Source organism: Flavobacterium sp. N502540 (assembly GCF_025947365.1).
Classification (GTDB): Bacteria; Bacteroidota; Bacteroidia; order Flavobacteriales; family Flavobacteriaceae; genus Flavobacterium.
In genome coordinates this window covers 215,993-233,940 of sequence record NZ_CP110012.1, presented here as the reverse complement: position 1 = coordinate 233,940, position 17,948 = coordinate 215,993, and the positions used below count along the sequence as shown (strand labels likewise).

General features: G+C 35.6%; 14 protein-coding genes and 1 other RNA gene. 6 read left to right on the top strand and 9 right to left on the bottom strand.

Annotated elements, in window-relative coordinates; genetic code table 11:
• Nucleotides 1-4 precede the first annotated feature (4 nt).
• Nucleotides 5-583, top strand: a complete 579-nt coding sequence (locus tag OLM58_RS01040) for a DUF4833 domain-containing protein (protein ID WP_264530840.1) — start codon at nucleotides 5-7, stop codon at nucleotides 581-583.
• Nucleotides 584-699: 116 nt separating this feature from the next.
• Here the strand turns inward: OLM58_RS01040 and ssrA are convergent.
• Nucleotides 700-1,096: a transfer-messenger RNA gene (gene ssrA / locus OLM58_RS01035) on the bottom strand.
• A 233-nt stretch (nucleotides 1,097-1,329) separates the two neighbouring features.
• Entirely contained in the window at nucleotides 1,330-2,532 is a 1,203-nt protein-coding gene (locus OLM58_RS01030) for a serine hydrolase domain-containing protein (RefSeq protein ID WP_017496138.1), read from the bottom strand.
• 240 nt (nucleotides 2,533-2,772) lie between these two features.
• Between OLM58_RS01030 and OLM58_RS01025 the strand changes: the two genes are divergently transcribed.
• Complete coding sequence (locus OLM58_RS01025; protein ID WP_264530839.1) at nucleotides 2,773-3,975, top strand: NAD(P)-dependent oxidoreductase; 1,203 nt, start codon at nucleotides 2,773-2,775, stop codon at nucleotides 3,973-3,975.
• Between the two features lie 153 nt (nucleotides 3,976-4,128).
• Here the strand turns inward: OLM58_RS01025 and fumC are convergent, their stop codons facing one another.
• The 3 genes from fumC to arsC all read right to left on the bottom strand — a co-directional run bounded on the left by fumC (nucleotide 4,129) and on the right by arsC (nucleotide 9,112).
• Nucleotides 4,129-5,514, bottom strand: coding sequence for a class II fumarate hydratase (gene fumC / locus OLM58_RS01020; protein WP_264530838.1), 1,386 nt, complete (start codon nucleotides 5,512-5,514; stop codon nucleotides 4,129-4,131).
• Nucleotides 5,515-6,200: 686 nt separating this feature from the next.
• Nucleotides 6,201-8,672 carry an outer membrane beta-barrel family protein gene (locus tag OLM58_RS01015; protein WP_264530837.1) on the bottom strand — a complete coding sequence of 824 codons (2,472 nt, stop codon included), beginning with the start codon at nucleotides 8,670-8,672 and terminating at the stop codon, nucleotides 6,201-6,203.
• An 89-nt stretch (nucleotides 8,673-8,761) separates the two neighbouring features.
• Nucleotides 8,762-9,112, bottom strand: a complete 351-nt coding sequence (arsC, locus tag OLM58_RS01010; protein ID WP_264530836.1) for an arsenate reductase (glutaredoxin) — start codon at nucleotides 9,110-9,112, stop codon at nucleotides 8,762-8,764.
• Between the two features lie 114 nt (nucleotides 9,113-9,226).
• On the opposite strand from arsC, the gene OLM58_RS01005 reads away from it, so the two are divergent.
• The 3 genes from OLM58_RS01005 (at nucleotide 9,227) to OLM58_RS00995 (ending at nucleotide 11,482) form a co-directional block, all read left to right on the top strand.
• Nucleotides 9,227-10,159, top strand: coding sequence for a CPBP family intramembrane glutamic endopeptidase (locus OLM58_RS01005; RefSeq protein WP_264530835.1), 933 nt, complete (start codon nucleotides 9,227-9,229; stop codon nucleotides 10,157-10,159).
• 11 nt (nucleotides 10,160-10,170) lie between these two features.
• Nucleotides 10,171-11,211: an AMP-binding protein gene (locus OLM58_RS01000; protein ID WP_264530834.1), complete on the top strand. Its 1,041-nt coding sequence runs from the start codon at nucleotides 10,171-10,173 to the stop codon at nucleotides 11,209-11,211.
• A 70-nt stretch (nucleotides 11,212-11,281) separates the two neighbouring features.
• Nucleotides 11,282-11,482 (top strand): bacteriocin, encoded by a 201-nt coding sequence (locus OLM58_RS00995; protein ID WP_264530833.1) that lies wholly within the window; start codon nucleotides 11,282-11,284, stop codon nucleotides 11,480-11,482.
• 74 nt (nucleotides 11,483-11,556) lie between these two features.
• On the opposite strand, the gene OLM58_RS00990 is transcribed toward OLM58_RS00995, so the two are convergent.
• The 3 genes from OLM58_RS00990 to OLM58_RS00980 all read right to left on the bottom strand — a co-directional run bounded on the left by OLM58_RS00990 (nucleotide 11,557) and on the right by OLM58_RS00980 (nucleotide 16,239).
• Nucleotides 11,557-12,777, bottom strand: a complete 1,221-nt coding sequence (locus OLM58_RS00990) for an RsmB/NOP family class I SAM-dependent RNA methyltransferase (protein ID WP_264530832.1) — start codon at nucleotides 12,775-12,777, stop codon at nucleotides 11,557-11,559.
• Between the two features lie 143 nt (nucleotides 12,778-12,920).
• Nucleotides 12,921-14,894 (bottom strand): KUP/HAK/KT family potassium transporter, encoded by a 1,974-nt coding sequence (locus tag OLM58_RS00985; RefSeq protein WP_017496128.1) that lies wholly within the window; start codon nucleotides 14,892-14,894, stop codon nucleotides 12,921-12,923.
• A gap of 133 nt (nucleotides 14,895-15,027) precedes the next feature.
• On the bottom strand, nucleotides 15,028-16,239 hold the full coding sequence (locus tag OLM58_RS00980) for a hypothetical protein (RefSeq protein WP_264530831.1): 1,212 nt from the start codon (nucleotides 16,237-16,239) through the stop codon (nucleotides 15,028-15,030).
• 117 nt (nucleotides 16,240-16,356) lie between these two features.
• On the opposite strand from OLM58_RS00980, the gene OLM58_RS00975 reads away from it, so the two are divergent.
• Nucleotides 16,357-17,418, top strand: coding sequence for a VPS10 domain-containing protein (locus tag OLM58_RS00975; protein ID WP_264530830.1), 1,062 nt, complete (start codon nucleotides 16,357-16,359; stop codon nucleotides 17,416-17,418).
• A 65-nt stretch (nucleotides 17,419-17,483) separates the two neighbouring features.
• On the opposite strand, the gene OLM58_RS00970 is transcribed toward OLM58_RS00975, so the two are convergent.
• Nucleotides 17,484-17,942 (bottom strand): hypothetical protein, encoded by a 459-nt coding sequence (locus tag OLM58_RS00970; RefSeq protein ID WP_017496125.1) that lies wholly within the window; start codon nucleotides 17,940-17,942, stop codon nucleotides 17,484-17,486.
• Nucleotides 17,943-17,948 lie beyond the last annotated feature (6 nt).

Sequence of the window (17,948 nt, the reverse complement as noted above, 5' to 3'; positions counted from 1 at the left end):
TTTTATGAACAAATTATCCTTTAAAGATTTTACAAAATCACTGATCGTTATAACGATCTTAGTACCTATAATTTCAGGAAATCTATTGGCACAATCCAAAAATCCATCGCCATTAAATTTCCCAACGCCTAAGAATGTAGATAATATGCTATTCTATATTCAGCGTGATCCCAATATAAACACGGCTATTTATGCCATAAACTACCAGGAAAATGGAAAAATAAACAAAAGCAATCCTATAAAGGCCTATTGGATTCGATATGCTGAGAAAGGAGAAAAAAAAGATTTCAATTATTTACAACGCAAATTTGCGTACGGAATAGAAACTAAAACGCTGGAAAATGAAGAGTTTGAGTTTAAATTTGTGTCGTATAAAAAGTTGGCCTTAACCTTAAAGAAGATAGAGGCGGATCAAAAATACCATGTTTTTGCAAATGTAAACCAGAAAAAAATACAGGTAGAAAAAATATTTGTGCGCATTGAAGGAGGTTCTTTTTGGCTACCCAATGTAAAGTATGCGGAAGTTACCGGAATTGATGCGCTCTCCAATAAAACAATTACCGAAAGGATGTTGTTGAAATAAGATATCCTCATTCTCTCAAGTGTTCTCATGAAAAGCTGTGCAAATGTCCCCGCTCTTCGAAAAGTTCTTATAAACAAAAAATCGCAATGATCTAAGTTTAGATTATTGCGATTTTTTTGTGGAGTCGCCGGGAATCGAACCCGGGTCCAAACAAGCAACTAAAGAGCTTTCTACACGTTTATTTCCTGATTGGATTTTCGATGTTAAGCTAGGTCAGGAACAACCACTCAACACTTATCTTCTTAATTTCGATATCCACCCGAAGCTCATGGAAATCTAGGTTTATTTTTACGGTTCCCCTGTACTGACCGCCACAAACCAAGGCTTTCAAGGAGAATCCAGCTTTCCTACCTTGTAGGAACGTGGCGCAATCTTACTATAATTCGGATTATGCAGCTAAAGCGTAGTTATTTTCGCCGTGTAAAATTGTAAGATCTTATATTTACGAGCAAGGTCTCAATGCTCGACGTGCTTACTTTTCAATTCGACTTGCTGTCAAAACCAGTCGACCCCAAAAATGAGTTTGCAAATTTATACTATTTGCAGTTAGTTTTGTAATAAATTTTTCAGAAAATTGTATTATTCAGTATTAGTCGAAAGTCGAAAGTTGTAAAGTTTTTAAAGTCAAACGCTTACTTCTTGTTTTCTCACAATTAATGGTGTTTAAAAGATCAAAGTCAATATTGACAACAGCTTTAGGACTTTAGGACTTTCGACTTTTGACTTTTGACTTTACGACTATTGTATTACTCTTCATCCTTGAAGTTGAACGGATAATCGCCAAAAATCGGTGCCAGTTTGCGAACCGCATAGGTATTTCGGGTCATTTTATTCGACAAGGCGATAATGGTCACATGTTCTTTCATTAAAGTAATATAAGAAGAAGTATTGCCGTGCCACCAGCCATTGTGGAAATAAAAATTCTGTCCGGTTTCCCAATTGATCATTCTGATTCCTAATCCGTAATTTTTGGTTCCTTTACGCTCATTACTGTATCCGGTATAAACTTGTTTCAGTAAGGCGGGTTTTAAAAAATCAGGTGAATTTCTGGCGCGGTCAAATTTTAAAAGGTCCCGCACTGTTGAAAAAATATTTTTGTCCCCGTAAACATTGTCCAAATAATCAAAACCAATTTCTACGCCATTACCTTTATAAGAAGGAACAATTTTCTTTCTGTCTTTATCATCGTCAAAAACGTAGGTGTGTTTCATTCCCAAAGGTTTGAAAATCATTTGGTGCATGGCTTCTTTATACGTTAAGCCCGTAATTTTTTCAATAATTAGAGCCAGCATCGCATAGTTGGTATTGCAATAACTAAATCGTGTTCCGGTTCTGGATTCCAAACCAATGTTCTTGGTGGCTAAAATGTCCAGGATATCTTTATTGGTAAGCTGATTGTGCCTGTCCCAAACAGATTTGTCTCTGTCTGTAAAATAGGCATAATTACGCATTCCGGTACGATGGTCGAGCAGCATTCGGATCGTGCAGTCTTCGTACGGAAAGGTTTTTAGAATCGTATTTACCTTTTGATCTAAATCGATCTTCCCGGCATTAACCAGTTTTAAAACAGCAGTAGCAGTCAGAACCTTACTCACAGAAGCAATCTGAACAGGAGTTTCTGCGGTTATTTTGGTGCCTTCGTTTTTATTGGCAAAACCATTATAGCGTTCGAAAATAATCTGACCGTTTCGGGCGACCAAAAAACTTCCGTTCATCGTATTGTTGGGCCAGTTTTTATTGTAAAAGTGATTTATTCTTCCTGCAACTGAATTGATATAGGCCTGCGAAATTCTTTTTTCAGGACCTAACGGTTTCATTTTCGGTAATGTATCTTCTGTTGTAGTGGTAGTATCGGCGGTTGTTTTTTTATCATTACCACAAGAACTTAAAACTAATAACAGGAAAAGTATTTGTGGTATATTTGTTTTTTTAAGGAGGCTCATTTTCATCATTCTTTAAAAACAAATATATAGAATTCAATATTTATGTTTGGCTGTTTTGAGATGCTTCAAAAGCATGATTTAACAAAAAATTAAGATTTTGTTTATTTATTTGGTTGTTTGTCAGCTTTTAACGGTTTTTAAACATTCTAAATTGTATTTTTTCAACAAAATTTTAACTAAATTTGTTATATTTGAAACAAATAAGATGTAAAAAGTTATATTAATAATTATTTTAAACCCGTTTAAATGAAATTTGGAATCATAAAAGAAAGAAAAACCCCGCCGGACCGCAGAGTTGTTTTTGCTCCTAATGAACTTACAAAACTCAAGCAGCTTTATCACGAAGCAGTAGTTGAGGTAGAAAGTTCTGATATCAGGATTTTTTCGGATATACAATATAAGAGTATGGGAATCACAGTTGCGGAAGATGTTTCTAATTGTGATGTATTATTTGGAGTAAAAGAAGTTCCGGTTGAGAATTTGATTCCGAATAAGGCTTACTTCTTCTTTTCGCATACTATTAAGAAACAGCCTTATAACCGAAAACTGTTACAGGCTATTTTGGAAAAAAATATTGATTTATACGATCATGAAACCATAGTAGATGCTCACAACCGCCGTTTAATTGGTTTTGGAAGGTATGCCGGAATGGTTGGTGTTTACAACGGAATTCGTGCTTTCGGGATTAAGTTTGAGTTGTTTAAGCTGCCAAAAGCAGAAACACTTGATGGAAAAGAGGCTTTAATTAAACATTTGAAGCGCATTACCATGCCCGCTTTGAAATTTGTGATTACCGGAACGGGTAAAGTAGGGAGTGGTGCCAAAGAGATTTTGGATGCTATAAAAATAAAAGAGGTTACAGTTGATAATTATCTGACTAAAAATTATGCACAGGCTGTTTATGTACAGTTAGATGTTTTAGAGTACAACAAACGTATTGATGGTCAGGTGGTTGATTTTAAAGATTTTGTAGCACATCCGGAAGAATATGTTTCTGATTTTGAAAAATTTACAAAAGTAACGGATATTTATTTCGCAGGTCATTTTTATGCGACGGGAGCACCGATGATTTTAACACGTGAAATGCTGAATGCGAACGACTGCAAGTTAAAAGTAGTTGCCGATATTTCTTGTGATGTTAACGGACCAATTGCCTGCACGTTAAGATCTTCGACAATTGCGGATCCTTTGTACGGTTATTTTCCTTTAGAAGACAAAGAAGTGGATCTTTTTCATCCTGCGGCAGTAGCAGTGATGGCGGTTGATAATTTACCGTGCGAAATTCCGAAAGATGCAAGTGAAGGTTTCGGAGAGCAATTTATGGAACATGTAATTCCGGCTTTCTTCAATGGTGATAAAGACGGAATCTTAAAACGTGCTAAAATAACTGAAAAAGGAAAACTAACGGAGCGATTTAGCTACCTGCAGGATTATGTAGACGGAAAATAATTATTAATTGTGAATTATTAATTATAAATTACCGTAACCATTCATCATAAAAAAAGAGCTGCCTAAATTTAGAAAGCTCTTTTTTATTGTATGTAACATTGTGATTCAAAGATTGAAACAATTCATAATTAATAATTCACAATTCATAATTAACTAGACCATCTCCTCCGGTTTTACCCAGGCATCAAAATCTTCCGGGCTAACGTATCCTAAACGAACGGCTTCCTCTTTAAGTGTCGTTCCGTTTTTGTGAGCAGTCTGAGCAATTTCGGCAGCTTTGTAGTAGCCTATTTTAGTATTTAAAGCTGTAACCAGCATCAGTGAATTGTCTACCAATTCTTTAATACGTTTGTAGTTGGGTTCGATTCCCTGTGCACAATGTTCATTAAACGAAACGCAGGCATCTCCTAATAATCTTGCCGATTGCAGAAAGTTGGCTGCCATAACCGGTTTGAAAACATTTAGTTCATAGTGTCCTTGCATTCCGCCAACAGCGATTGCCATGTCGTTTCCAATCACTTGAGCGCAAACCATGGTTAAAGCTTCACATTGGGTTGGATTTACTTTTCCAGGCATGATAGACGATCCCGGTTCGTTTTCGGGAATATGAATTTCGCCAATTCCTGAACGTGGTCCTGACGCTAACATTCTCACATCGTTGGCAATTTTGTTCAGGGCAACTGCCAATTGTTTTAAAGCCCCGTGGGTCTCCACAATCGCATCGTGTGCAGCCAAAGCTTCAAATTTGTTTTCGGCAGTAACAAAAGGATGATTCGTGAATTTTGCAATATATTCGGCTACTTTTACATCGTATCCTTTTGGAGTGTTTAATCCGGTACCAACTGCTGTGCCGCCTAAAGCGATTTCAGATAAATGTGCCAAGGTGTTTTTCAGGGCTTTTAATCCAAAAGACAATTGAGCGGCGTAACCTGAAATTTCCTGTCCAAGAGTTAGAGGGGTAGCATCCATAAGATGTGTACGGCCAATTTTTACCACATCCTTAAATTCGGTTGCTTTTTTTACCAAAGTAGCGTGTAGTTTTTCAACTCCCGGAATGGTGGTTTCAACAATCATCTTGTATGCAGCAATATGCATTCCGGTTGGAAAAGTATCGTTAGAAGACTGTGATTTATTTACATCGTCGTTTGCTTTTATAAATTGTTCGCCTTCTCCAATGTTAAATCCTTTTAGTACTTGAGCGCGATTGGCAATTACTTCATTCACATTCATATTGCTTTGAGTTCCTGAACCGGTTTGCCAGATGACAAGAGGAAACTGATCGTCTAGTTTTCCTTCAAGAATTTCGTCGCAAACTGCTGCAATAGCATCTCTTTTTTCGATTGGTAAAACGCCCAGATCGTAATTGGCATAAGCTGCTGCTTTTTTAAGATAAGCAAAGCCTTCAATAATTTCCGGTGGCATAGATCCCGCTGCACCAATTTTGAAGTTGTTTCTGGAACGTTCCGTTTGTGCTCCCCAATATTTATCTGCAGGAACCTGAACTTCACCCATCGTGTCTTTTTCTATTCTGTATTTCATTATGTTGTATGTAAAAAGTTATTTGTAAAGTGTAAAATGTTGTTTGTAAAATGTGAAATGTTTCCTGAAAACTGAAATTTCTTATGAAAATGAATGCGCTAGCCCTGATGGCAGCGGTATCCTTTTGTGCCGGGGTTCGGCATAAAAGATATAGCGAACAGCAGGAATTAGCTTCTGAAGATTCTCATGTTCTTGTGCGTGAGATTGTTCAGTAAAATGGCGGTTATCCATAAGAAAAAAAGCTTATTTAAAATGAGTATAAATATAAGCATAAATGTTATTTCCAGAAAATTGATTTGGATTTTATTGGTAACGAAAAATATAAGGCTTACATTTGTCCTTACATTCAAAAATTCCGGAAAACATGTTTGAATTTTCACAGTACTTAGGTTTTTTACTTTTCTTGACCATACTAACTATAGGGTTTTGGTTGATGTTTTTCTTAGTAGGTTTCGTATCTTATTGGGTTACGGGTGCTAGCTGGGAAATGTTCAAAGAGAAAAGAGCAAAGAAAAAGCAAGAACAATCAGCTTAAATTTTAGTTGATTTCAATAAAAAGGACTCGTTTTGCGAGTCCTTTTTTTATGCTGAAAAATAAAAAAGTCCAAAAAAAAAAATCCAAATTCCAATTAAGCTTTACAAAATTGGAATTTGGATTTTTTTTATTTTGGAATTTTAACCTGGTGTTATCCAGGGAATTCTCCACCGCCATCACCGTCATTTTTAGGTGCGCCCGGTTTTTCTCTGTCGCTTTTCGGTTTGTTGAATCGATACGTAAATGATAGATTGAATTGACGTTTACGGAATTGCATTTCGCCGTAAGATGTTTGACTTTCAAGAGTGGTATCATTTTGAAGGTAAGTATACGATCTCATGATTCTTGAGTTAAAAATGTCACTGATATTAAACGCAATTGTTGCTTTGTCTTTCAATACATCTTTACTGAAAGCGGTATTCATTCCAAATTGGTCTAAAATTTTACCCTGTGCTGTTTTTTGTGCACCATTGAAGGTACCGCTTAACTGCCAGTCAATTTTGTATGGTAACGTAACTTTTGAGCTGACTCTCGCGAACCAGGTGTTGGCCTGATTGTTAAGGTTTTGCACAATGGTTTTGCCTTCCGTATCTACATAAGTGTTTTCTCCGGTTGTTTTTACATTGTAAAGATTGAAGTTACTGTTTATTTTCCACCATTTATACGGACTGTAATTGAAGGTAAATTCGAAACCATATTTTTGTTCTTTTCCTAAGTTAATAGGACGGCTTAGAATAACAGGAATTCCGTCTACTTTATCCCCATTTGGAGTTCTGACAAAGCTGAAAACATCTTTTGTATTTTCGAAATAAGCAGAAGAACTGAAGGTTACTTTTTCCCATCTTTTAATATATCCTACATCAAATTTATCCGTTAGTGATGGATCTAAGTCAGGATTACCTTGAAAAATATTGATGTTACTGGCATAATTAAGAGCCGGATTCATGAAACGTCCTCTCGGTCTTGATAAACGTTTGCTGTAGCTGGCAGTGAAGTTACTCTGATCTGAAATTTCATAACTAACAAAAGCACTTGGGAATAAGTTGTTGTATTTTTTGGTGTTAAAAACACTATTGTCTAATAAGTTTACTTGAATATTAGTGTCTTCCCAACGTAAACCAAATAAATAAGAGAATTTATTGACTTTTAGTCCATACTGTGCATAAAGTGCATTGATGTTCTCTTTGTATTCTAAAGTATTTGATTTTTTTGGATCGATAACATAGTTTCCATTTATAAGATTTGTAACGTTGTACTCGTTGTTTAAATCTCCAAAACTACCTTTGTATCCCGCCTCAAACTGGCTTCCTTTTCCTAATGGAAGAACATAATCTGCCTGAAGTAATATTTGTTTTTGTACCTGATCGTTTAGAGTCGTATTAGAAGTAGGTAGTGCAGTAATAAGACCATCACTATCGTCTGTATTTCTGGAAACCGATAAATCGGCAGTAAGTTTGTGTCCTTTATCGTTGAAATTTTTGATTAAGTTCGAAGTGAATTCTACGTTTTCGCTTCCGGTATCGGCATTATTAAAACGATTAGTTGTTCCTGTAAAAGCGTGAGCGGCGTCAAAATTATTGTAGTTAATATAATCTTTATCCTCACCCGAGTTTTTTTGATAATTAATGGCATTTGTCCAGAAAGTATTAGGAGCAACTGTCCATTCCATACCTGCTCTTGCATTAAAACCGTTTCGGATTCTTTTGGTATCACGATCTTCATCTAAATAACCTTTTGGGGATCCATCAGCATTATAATAAGAAGTATTGGTTAAACCCATACCTTCATTGGTTCTGTAGTTGTAGCCCGCAGTAGTAAAATAGTTTAGTTTTTCGGTTTTATAATTTAAGTTGGCACTCAAACCATAAGTTTCAGGAAGTCCTGTAGAAGCAATAAAAGTTCCGTTGAACCCCTGATTTTTTCCTTTTTTAAGAATGATATTGATGATTCCTGACCCTCCCTCTGCATCATAACGTGCTGATGGGTTAGTAATTACTTCTACTTTGTCAATAGCATCTGCAGGAAGCTGACGTAAAGCTTCAGCCACATTGATCGCATTTGAAGGACGTCCGTCAATTAAAATTCGGATATTGTCACTGCCTCGTAAGCTTACGTTTCCTTCAGAATCAACAGAAACAGAAGGAACATTGTCTAAAACATCACTTACTGTTCCACCTTTAACCATCATATCCTGTCCAACATTGTAAACCTTTTTGTCCAGTTTTATTTCGACACTTGATTTTTCGGCACGAACGACAACTTCACTTAATTGCGCAGCGTCTTCGGATAAATTTACAACACCTAAAGCAGTGTCTCCTGAAATTGTTTTTCCTTTGATAAAAGTAGGTTTAAACGAAATAAATTCAACTTTTATATCGTAAGTACCCGGGGCAATAGCCACATCAAACTCTCCTTTTGGATTGGTGATTCCACCAGCTATAACTTTGGTGTCATTTGGAGCGGTGATCGAAATGGTAGCATACTCAAGAGGTTGCTTGCTTACTTTTTCGAGAACTTTACCGGTAACCTTTACCTTGTTTCTGGCAGGAGGTGCCTGTTGTGCATAGTTGTACAAACTTGTAAGCAGGCATACAAGTAATACAGCAAATTTGATTTTCTTCATTGTGATTTTTGGTTTCTTTTGTTCTTTAGACGGCAAATGTAACTTTTGGTTTAAAGAGAAAAATCACAAAAATTTGTTAATATGGTTCTTTATAATTGATCTAAAAAAGAAGCTACTAAATCCGGGTCTCTGCCAATGATTGCCTTGCCATCTTTTACAACAATCGGGCGCTCGATCAAAATAGGATTTTCGGCCATAGCTTCAATGATCTGGTCATCGGTCAGTTCTTTTCCTTTGTAATTTTCAATCCAGATTTTTTCCTTAATTCTAACCAATTGCAGCGGCTTAAGGTTTAATTTCTCAAGTAGTTTTTTTAAGTCATTAAAGTTCGGCGTTTCGGTCAGATAAGGGATAATTTGATATTCCTGTTTTGTGTTTTCAATAAATGCCAGGCAATTTCTTGATTTTCCGCAACGTGGGTTGTGATAAATTTGTATCATTTTGTTATATTTAAAATGTTGTAAGATAATTAAACCGAAAATAGGTATTTTAGCAGTGCCAAAAATAAGATTTAGTTATTAAATCGAATTCTCATTTTTTAAATTATTATCAATATGTTTTTAGAACAAGGAATTAAACCTCATAATAAGTTCTGGTTGTATCTTTTAGGATCCGTTTTAATTATTATAGCATCTTTTATCGGTCAGATTCCTTTTTCTCTTGCAGTGTTTTATAAGAGTTGGATTTCCGGCAAAGGGTTTCCTTCTAATGATGCAGCAGTTATGAAAATGTTTGAACCCAATTTGACCTTGTTTCTGGTGATGATTTCCTTTGCTTTTGCCTTTGTAGGGATCTATTATGTGGTAAAATATATGCACCGTCAGACTCTTTTATCCGTCACTACTTCAAGAGCGGAAGTAGATTGGAAACGAGTTGGTTTTTCTTTTTTATTATGGTCTTTGTTCTCTGTTTTGAGTTTTGTGGTATTGTATTTTAGTTCTCCCGAGAGTTTCGTTTGGAATTTTAAATGGGGACCTTTTTTAATTTTAGTGGTAATCGGAACGGTGTTAATACCCATACAAACCTCTACCGAAGAATATGTCTTTAGGGGGTATCTCATGCAAGGATTTGCCAATTTAGCGCGAAACAGGTGGTTTCCTTTACTGATGACTTCGGTTATATTTGGTTCGATGCACGTCTTTAATCCTGAAGTCGTAAAGATGGGGTATATCGTGATGGTGTATTATATCGGAACCGGTTTGTTTTTAGGAGTGATTACCTTAATGGATGAGGGAATGGAACTGGCATTGGGTTTTCATGCTGCTAATAATTTAGTCGGAGCTTTGTTGGTGACTTCTGATTGGTCAGTTTTTCAAACGCATTCACTTTTTATTGATATATCAGAGCCTTCGGCCGGTGTAGATGTGCTATTACCGGTGGTTGTAGTTTATCCTGTGCTGCTTTTTATTTTTAGTAAGAAGTACAATTGGAGTAACTGGAAAGAAAAATTAACGGGAAAAATAAATGTTGTAGAATCTTTAAATTAAAACACACAGTCATGTCAAAATTAACACATAAAAATGTCCATAATTACTTTAAGTTAAATGGTTATCATTTAAATGGGAAAGATTTATGCCGCATAGGTTACAGTTACATCAAAGAAGGAGATGTATATGAAAAAGCCATTGGTGAGTTTTTGCTGGATTGGTTCGATAAGAAAGAATTTATTGAAATGACAACTTCCGGTACGACCGGACTTCCAAAATTAGTACGTCTCGAAAAACAAGCGATGATTCAGTCCGCTTTAGCTACAGGTGACTTTTTCGGATTAAAACCCGGTGATAAAGCCTTGCTTTGTTTGCCTGTGCAATTTATAGCCGGAAAAATGATGTTGGTTCGAAGCCTGATTTTGGGATTGGATATTGATGTTGTTTCGCCAAGCACGGCACCGTTGGCTTTAAATAAAACTAAATATGATTTTGTTGCCATGGTTCCTTTGCAGGTTCAAAATTCTGTTGAAGAATTGAGAAATGTGAAGAAACTTATTATTGGCGGTGCTAAGATCGATAGTGCGCTTGAAGAGCAATTGCTTCCGCTAAAGACTCAGATTTATGAGACCTACGGGATGACAGAAACTATTACACATATCGCTGCTAAAAGAGTAGGGGAAAAGGCATTCTCGATTCTTCCGAATGTGAAAATCGACAAGGATGATCGTGACTGTTTGGTAATTCATCTGGCTTCGGTTTCTAAGGAGCCTATTGTTACAAATGATCTGGTGGAGCTGGTTAATGAAAATCAGTTTGTATTTTTAGGAAGAATTGACAATGTAGTGAATAGTGGAGGAGTAAAGTTAATTCCGGAACAAATCGAAAGTAAACTGATAGGGAAGATAAACAGCAGGTTTTTTGTAACCGGAGTCCCGGATACTACTTTAGGAGAAAAATTAATTTTGGTAATAGAAGGAGAAAAACAAGAGTTTGCTCCTGATTTTTTTGATGTATTGGGCAAATACGAGAAACCAAAGGAAATTGTTTTTGTTCCGAAATTCAAAGAAAATGAGAATGGGAAGCTGTTGCGTAAGCCTAGTTTAGTGTAAAAAAACATTTTGTTAGAAGTAAGAAAAATTGGCTATATTTATAAGATATTAACTTTAAAACCTTATAATTATGAAATTTATCTTGAATCTAACAAATGTTGAGCAGTTAAGTAAAAACGAATTAAAGCAAATTAAAGGCGGTGATTTTATTTATTATTTAAATGGCTATCAATTGCGATGTGCCAAGCAGTTAACGCAACCTCCAACATGTGGCAATATTCCATCATTTTGTTTGATTTCACCAGATATGTGTCCAATTGACCTGTCTTAAATAATAGAAAAAAAAATCCAAATTCCAACAACATCGTTTGGAATTTGGATTTTTTTTTTGGAATTTAGAAAAAATTAGCTAGTTGCTTTTCGTTCCAATAAAGCCATATAGAATCCGTCAAATCCAGATTCTGAGGCTAGTATTTTACGATCTTTAATAAATGTAAATTGCTTTCCGATTTCGGTCTTTAAGAATTTCTCTACCTGTTCCTGATTTTCCGATGGCAAAACGGAGCAAGTGGCATAAACCAATTTTCCACCCGGTTTTACAATTTTCGAATAGCTTTCCAGAACTTCAGCCTGTACTTTTCGAATGTTATCAATAAATTCAGGTTGCAGTTTCCATTTAGAGTCAGGATTTCTTTTTAAAACTCCCAAACCACTACAAGGCGCATCAATTAAAACACGGTCAGCTTTTTCATGTAATTTTTTGATCACTTTTGTAGTGTCAATTATGCGATACTCGATATTAAAAGCACCATTTCTTTTGGCTCTTAATTTCAATTGTTTCAGTTTGCTTTCGTACAAATCCATTGCAATTAACTGCCCTTTGTTTTCCATTAAAGAAGCAATGTGCAATGTTTTTCCTCCCGCTCCTGCACAGGTATCTACCACGCGCATTCCAGGTTTTACATCCAGAAAACCAGCTACTAATTGTGAGTTGGCATCCTGAACTTCAAAAAGTCCTTGTTTAAAAGCGTCCGTTAAGAATACGTTGGCTCTTTCTTTCAAAACTAAAGCTTCAGGCTGATCTTTTAAATATTCCGTTTCGATATTTAAATCCATCAACGTGTTTCTCAAGTTTTCCTTGGTACCTTTAAGCGTATTGGTTCTTAAGATAACTTTAGCCGGCTGATTTTGAGCAGCAATTTCTTTAGCCCAAACTTTCTCTCCTAATTCTTTTACTCCTAATTCATCCATCCAGTCCGGAATAGATTCTTTTAAAGCTCTAACTTTAGAAAGCTCATCAAAACGGCCTTTTATTTTTCTCTCAGGAGTTCCTTCCAATTGTCTCCAATCCGGAATAGGATATCCTCTCAAAACTGCCCAAACCGCAAACATTCTCCATAAGTTATCTCTGTCGTATGGCTCTTTTACTTCTGCAATTTCTGCATATAGTCGCTTCCAGCGAACAATTTCGTATATCGTTTCAGCAACAAACTTCCTGTCGGAACTTCCCCAACGTTTGTCTTTTTTTAAGGCTCTGGCTACCACTTTGTCTGCATATTCTCCTTCATTGAAAATAGCATTTAAAGAATCGATGGTAGTATAAACTAAATTTCTGTGTAATCTCATTTTAATTATTTGAGTTGCAAAGGTACTATTAATTGATTGAAAGTTAAATTTTTAATTTTGATTGTTCATTTAACTTCTTTTTAAAAGAAAAAACACTCTAATAAAGTTTAAAAGAGTGTTTCTTAATGATGTTTTGGAATGATTTATTTCGTAATACGTGTCAGTCCAATATTTTCAGGAGCGTGAAGCACCATTGGGAATTTTTCAATTTTTACGGAACTACTGTCTAAACCAAAAGCTCTTTCTTCAGATAAACTCAGTTTTTTAATGAAGAAATAAGAACTCATGATAATGTTTTCATGCCATCTTAGATCATTGTCGTTCGATAAGAATTTCTCTGATAAAACAAATTTAAAGTCTCCGATAATATTGTTTTTGTTCAAAGACTCGTAACGGCTGGTGATGTCTACTTCGCCACGTTTTACCATATCACGAATTACTTCTCTAAACATTAAATTGATTTTTGTAGGCTCTCTGAATCCTAAATTAAAATCGATTCTGTAAATATCGTCCTTAGCTATTTCGGTAACTTTGTATTGTGTTTTGTAAGGTTCCGTCAAAATGTTTACGTGCACAAACCAGTATATATCAGCTCTTTTTGGACGCTTTTGTAAAATAGAATAGATTACTTTTTCCTCTAATTCATCAACGCGATTAGCATTAGTCATATAAACCAGGTGAGTAGCGTATTTTGGGATAGATAAGTCTTCGCTTAGCTCCATCAGTACCTTTTTATAGTCATCAATTTTGATGATTTTGGTGTAGCTTTTGTTGATTTTTTTAGCCAGGTACCATATCGTCATGATAGAGATTAAAGCAATAGCAATAATTAAAGTTACGTAACCGCCTTCGGCAAATTTAGTAATGTTAGCAATCAGGAAACTAAACTCAATCAGTAAATAGATAGTGATTAACGGCACCATCAGGTACAATTTTACACGTTTCATGATGAGATAGTAATTCAGTAAAATGGTCGTCATGATCATACACAGAATAATGGCAAGACCATAGGCGTGCTCCATATTTCCTGATTTCTCAAAGTGTAAAACAATTCCAACACAACCAAAAAACAATAACCAGTTGATCGATGGAATATACAATTGCCCTTTTACTTCAGTAGGGTATTTAATTTTAACTTTTGGCCAGAAATTCAATCGCATAGCCTCGTTGATCAAAGTAAATGATCCGCTGATAAGTGCCTGAGAAGCGATTACCGCTGCCAAAGTAGCTACCACAATTCCGAACGGAAGGAACCAGTGTGGCATAATCAAATAAAAAGGATTTCCATTTTCTCCACCTAGTTGTTGCAGTGTACTTCCTTCATGATGGATTAAGTAAGCAGCCTGTCCGAAATAGTTTAAAACCAAAGTAGTTTTTACGAATACCCAGCTAATTCTGATGTTTTTTCTTCCGCAATGTCCCATGTCAGAGTACAAAGCTTCGGCACCAGTTGTACATAAAAAGACGAAACCAAGTACGAAGAAACCGTCAGGATGAATGGATAATAAATGATAAGCATAATACGGATTTACCGCTTTAATTACTTCAGGAAATTTTAGAATTTGAATTGTTCCCAGAGTTCCCAACATAGCAAACCAAATCAGCATCATTGGAGCAAAAAACTTTCCAACTAGTTTGGTTCCAAATTGTTGTATGGTGAAAAGAATGAATAAAATTGCAATAACAATATAAACAATAGTTTCCGTTTGCATAGTCGGATAAAACGCCCGGATTCCCTCTACAGCGGAAGAAATAGAAATTGGAGGGGTAATAATTCCGTCAGCTAATAAGGCACTTCCTCCAATAATCGCGGGGACAATAAGCCATTGAATTTTGGTTTTTTTGACCAGGGCATATAAGGCAAAAATTCCACCCTCACCATGATTGTCGGCACTTAACGTGATCAGTACATATTTTATTGTAGTCTGAAGCGTCAAAGTCCAGAAAACGCATGAAATTCCACCAAGAACGATATCAGAATTAATGGCGTAATCACCAAGAATGGCTTTCATTACATACAATGGAGAAGTACCAATATCTCCATAAATAATTCCCAATGTTATCAGTAAACCCCCTATAGACAACTTACTATGTAAGTTTTTATGCGATGCGCTCATGTATATTTTTATAAAAGACGGTTGCAAATTTAACGTTTTATAATAAACTAACCTCACTTATAATTAAAAAGATAAAAAAAAGCACAATCGTTAAATTGTGCCTTTCATTTTATATGAGATTGGAAATTTGGTATTAAATTCGTCTACCACCGTAACTTCTTCCGTTAGAACCGCTCTCTCTTTGTGGTTCACTGCCTCTGGATTCCTGACTTGCTCTTGGAGATTCGTAACGTTGTGTGTTTTGCGAACTCTGTCTCTCTGAATTTCCTCTGTTTTCTGAATAACTTCTGGAAGACTCATTTCTTTGAGGAGTCGCGACCCTTTCTGTATTTCCATAGCTTTGCGAATTTCCTCTGGAAACATTCGAATTGTTTTGACCGTAGTCTCTTCTGCCGGTATTTTCAACTCTTACAGGATTTGTGCTTATACCTGAATTGTCTCTGTTGTTAGAAGAGGTTCTGTTTGTAGTATAGTTTCTGTCAGATGTTGTTCTGTTCTCTCCATAATTTCTGGTTGAGGTTCTGTTGTCTGTAGTAGATACTCTATCCGAATTGGATCTGTTTGTCGTGTATGTATTTTGATTTCTTCCGTAATCTCTGGTGGTAACACGTCTTTGATCTAAATCATATCTGTTAGTAACATTCGAATTTCTTTGCGCAAAACTATAATCAGGACGTCTGGTTTCGTAACCGTACGTACGTCTTGTTTCATAGATAACGGGAGCTCTGTAACTTCTTCTTGTATTTACATAGTTGTAACTATTGTTCACATTAATACATAGGTTGATGTTGTTTCTGTATCTGTAAATTGGGTAAGGTCTCCAGGCATAGTAATATCTTGGATAGTAATTCCAACTCCAGCTAGAGTAATAAGGTCTGTAATTGGTTACCCAAAACGAAGTGTAAATTACCGGAACTACATTGTAAACAGGCTCGTAAATGTAGTTGGCACCATACAGGTAGCTGTTCCCTACGATCTGTACATTCACCCTGTTGTAGTTGTCTCTTTCTACATCAATTGTAGCAATGTCCTGATAAACATCACGATCTAAAACCGCCTGAATAATTACAACGTGAGTTCTGTTTTCTACAGATTCGATTACGCGTAAATAATCGACCTGATTATCATCGTTTAAATCAAGATTGGAAATTTGATATTTAGAGTCGTTCAAGCGTCTCTCAAAATCTTGCAGATTAGCTGATTCTCCAAAAATAGAGGCAACAGCTCTTAAATCTAAGTTATCGCTTATATCTGAATTTTTTGCGTAAACAGTAGTTTGGCTTTGTACGGGTACAGAACTCAAACCTATTGCCAGGAGGGCTATAAAAAGTAGTTTCGTTTTCATTTTTAAATCGTATTATGATTAATATTTTGAGGTATTCAATTACTGTGCCAGAAAAAAAAGCGAAACTTATTTCAAGTGTTATAAATAATTGTATTTTAGCGCAAAAAAAATAGTTTTATGAGAAAAGTAATATTCTTTTTTGGTGCTTTAATTTTGTTAATGTCTTTTAAAACCTTGAATAATAATGGTAAAGGGATTTTTAACACGGGTTTTACATCAATTCAGATAGATACTTTATTTCAGGATAAAATTAGTATCAGAGCCATCTCAATCGATAAAAATAAAATTTGGTATGGAGCTGATAACTCCCGTTTTGGGTTTTATGATTTGGATAAAAAAGAAAAGTTTGAAGATCATATTTATCGTGATACATTGAATTTAGAATTTAGAAGTATTGCTCAGAATTCAAACAATATTTTTTTGTTGAGTGTGGGAAATCCTGCATTGCTTTATCAGGTGTCTAAAAAAACTCAGAAAGTAAAATTAGTTTACAAAGAAGTAAATTCGAAGGTGTTTTACGATAGTATGCAGTTTTGGAATGATAAAGAAGGAATTGCGATTGGTGATCCTACAGAAGATACTTTTTCTATTATCGTGACACGTGACGGCGGTGAAACCTGGACCAAAATTTTGTCGGATAAATTACCAACCAATGCAGAGGGTGAGGCAGCTTTTGCAGCCAGTAATTCGAATATAGTAATAAAAGGAAATGATACCTGGCTGGTTTCAGGAGGAAAAAAGGCGCGTGTTTTTTATTCACCGGACAAAGGAAGAACCTGGAAGGCAGTTGAAACACCAATTGTGCAGGGAAAAACAATGACTGGTATTTTTACAGCCGATTTTTACGATTCAAAACACGGATTTATCGCTGGTGGTGATTACGAATTTCCGGAACAAAAAAAGGATAATAAAGCCTTTACTACTGACGGAGGAAAAACCTGGCAGCTAATTGGTCAGGGGATGGGATTTGGATATGCTTCATGTGTGCAATACGTTCCGGGAGGAAATGGTAAAGAAATTATTTGTGTAGGTTCTGAAGGAATCCAGTATTCGCAAAATGGAGGAGAGAACTGGACGCAATTATCAACGGATACAAAATTGTTTACCATTCGTTTTTTGAATAGAAATACTGCAATTGCAGCAGGCCATAATAAAGTAATCAGAATTAGGTTTAAATAATAAAAACCCCAAATAATAAAGCAAGTGATTATATGGGGTTTTCGCTGTTGTTGCTTTTAACTATTCTAGTTTTTTCCGGCTTTATCGCGATATTGTTTTAATAGTTTGCGGTTAAAGTCGTCTTCTGATTTTTTAAGCTTTAAGATTTTCTTTGCAGAAAGGATCTTTTTTAAATTGCTATTGTATTTGTCTCTTAGTGTATATAATTCTTTGTCTGCGCTTTCCATTTGTGACAGGAGTGAAGCTGCTTCTTTTTCAGACATGGTACTAATGTTGTCGTCATCCAGTTTACGCAAATACATTTTCATTTTTTCGTGACGCAATTCATATTGTTTGTCATCGTATGTATTGTAAATGGGCCAGAATTTCTCGGCTTCTGTGGAGGTGAGTTCCAATTCTGTTGTTAAAAAAGAAACTTTATAAGCTTTGATCTTTTCCCGCTTTTCGTCTGTTTTGTCATTCTGTGCATAAAAGGAGAATGTAATAAAGAATAGAAGTATCGGAAGTATATTTTTAATTTTCATCTTTTG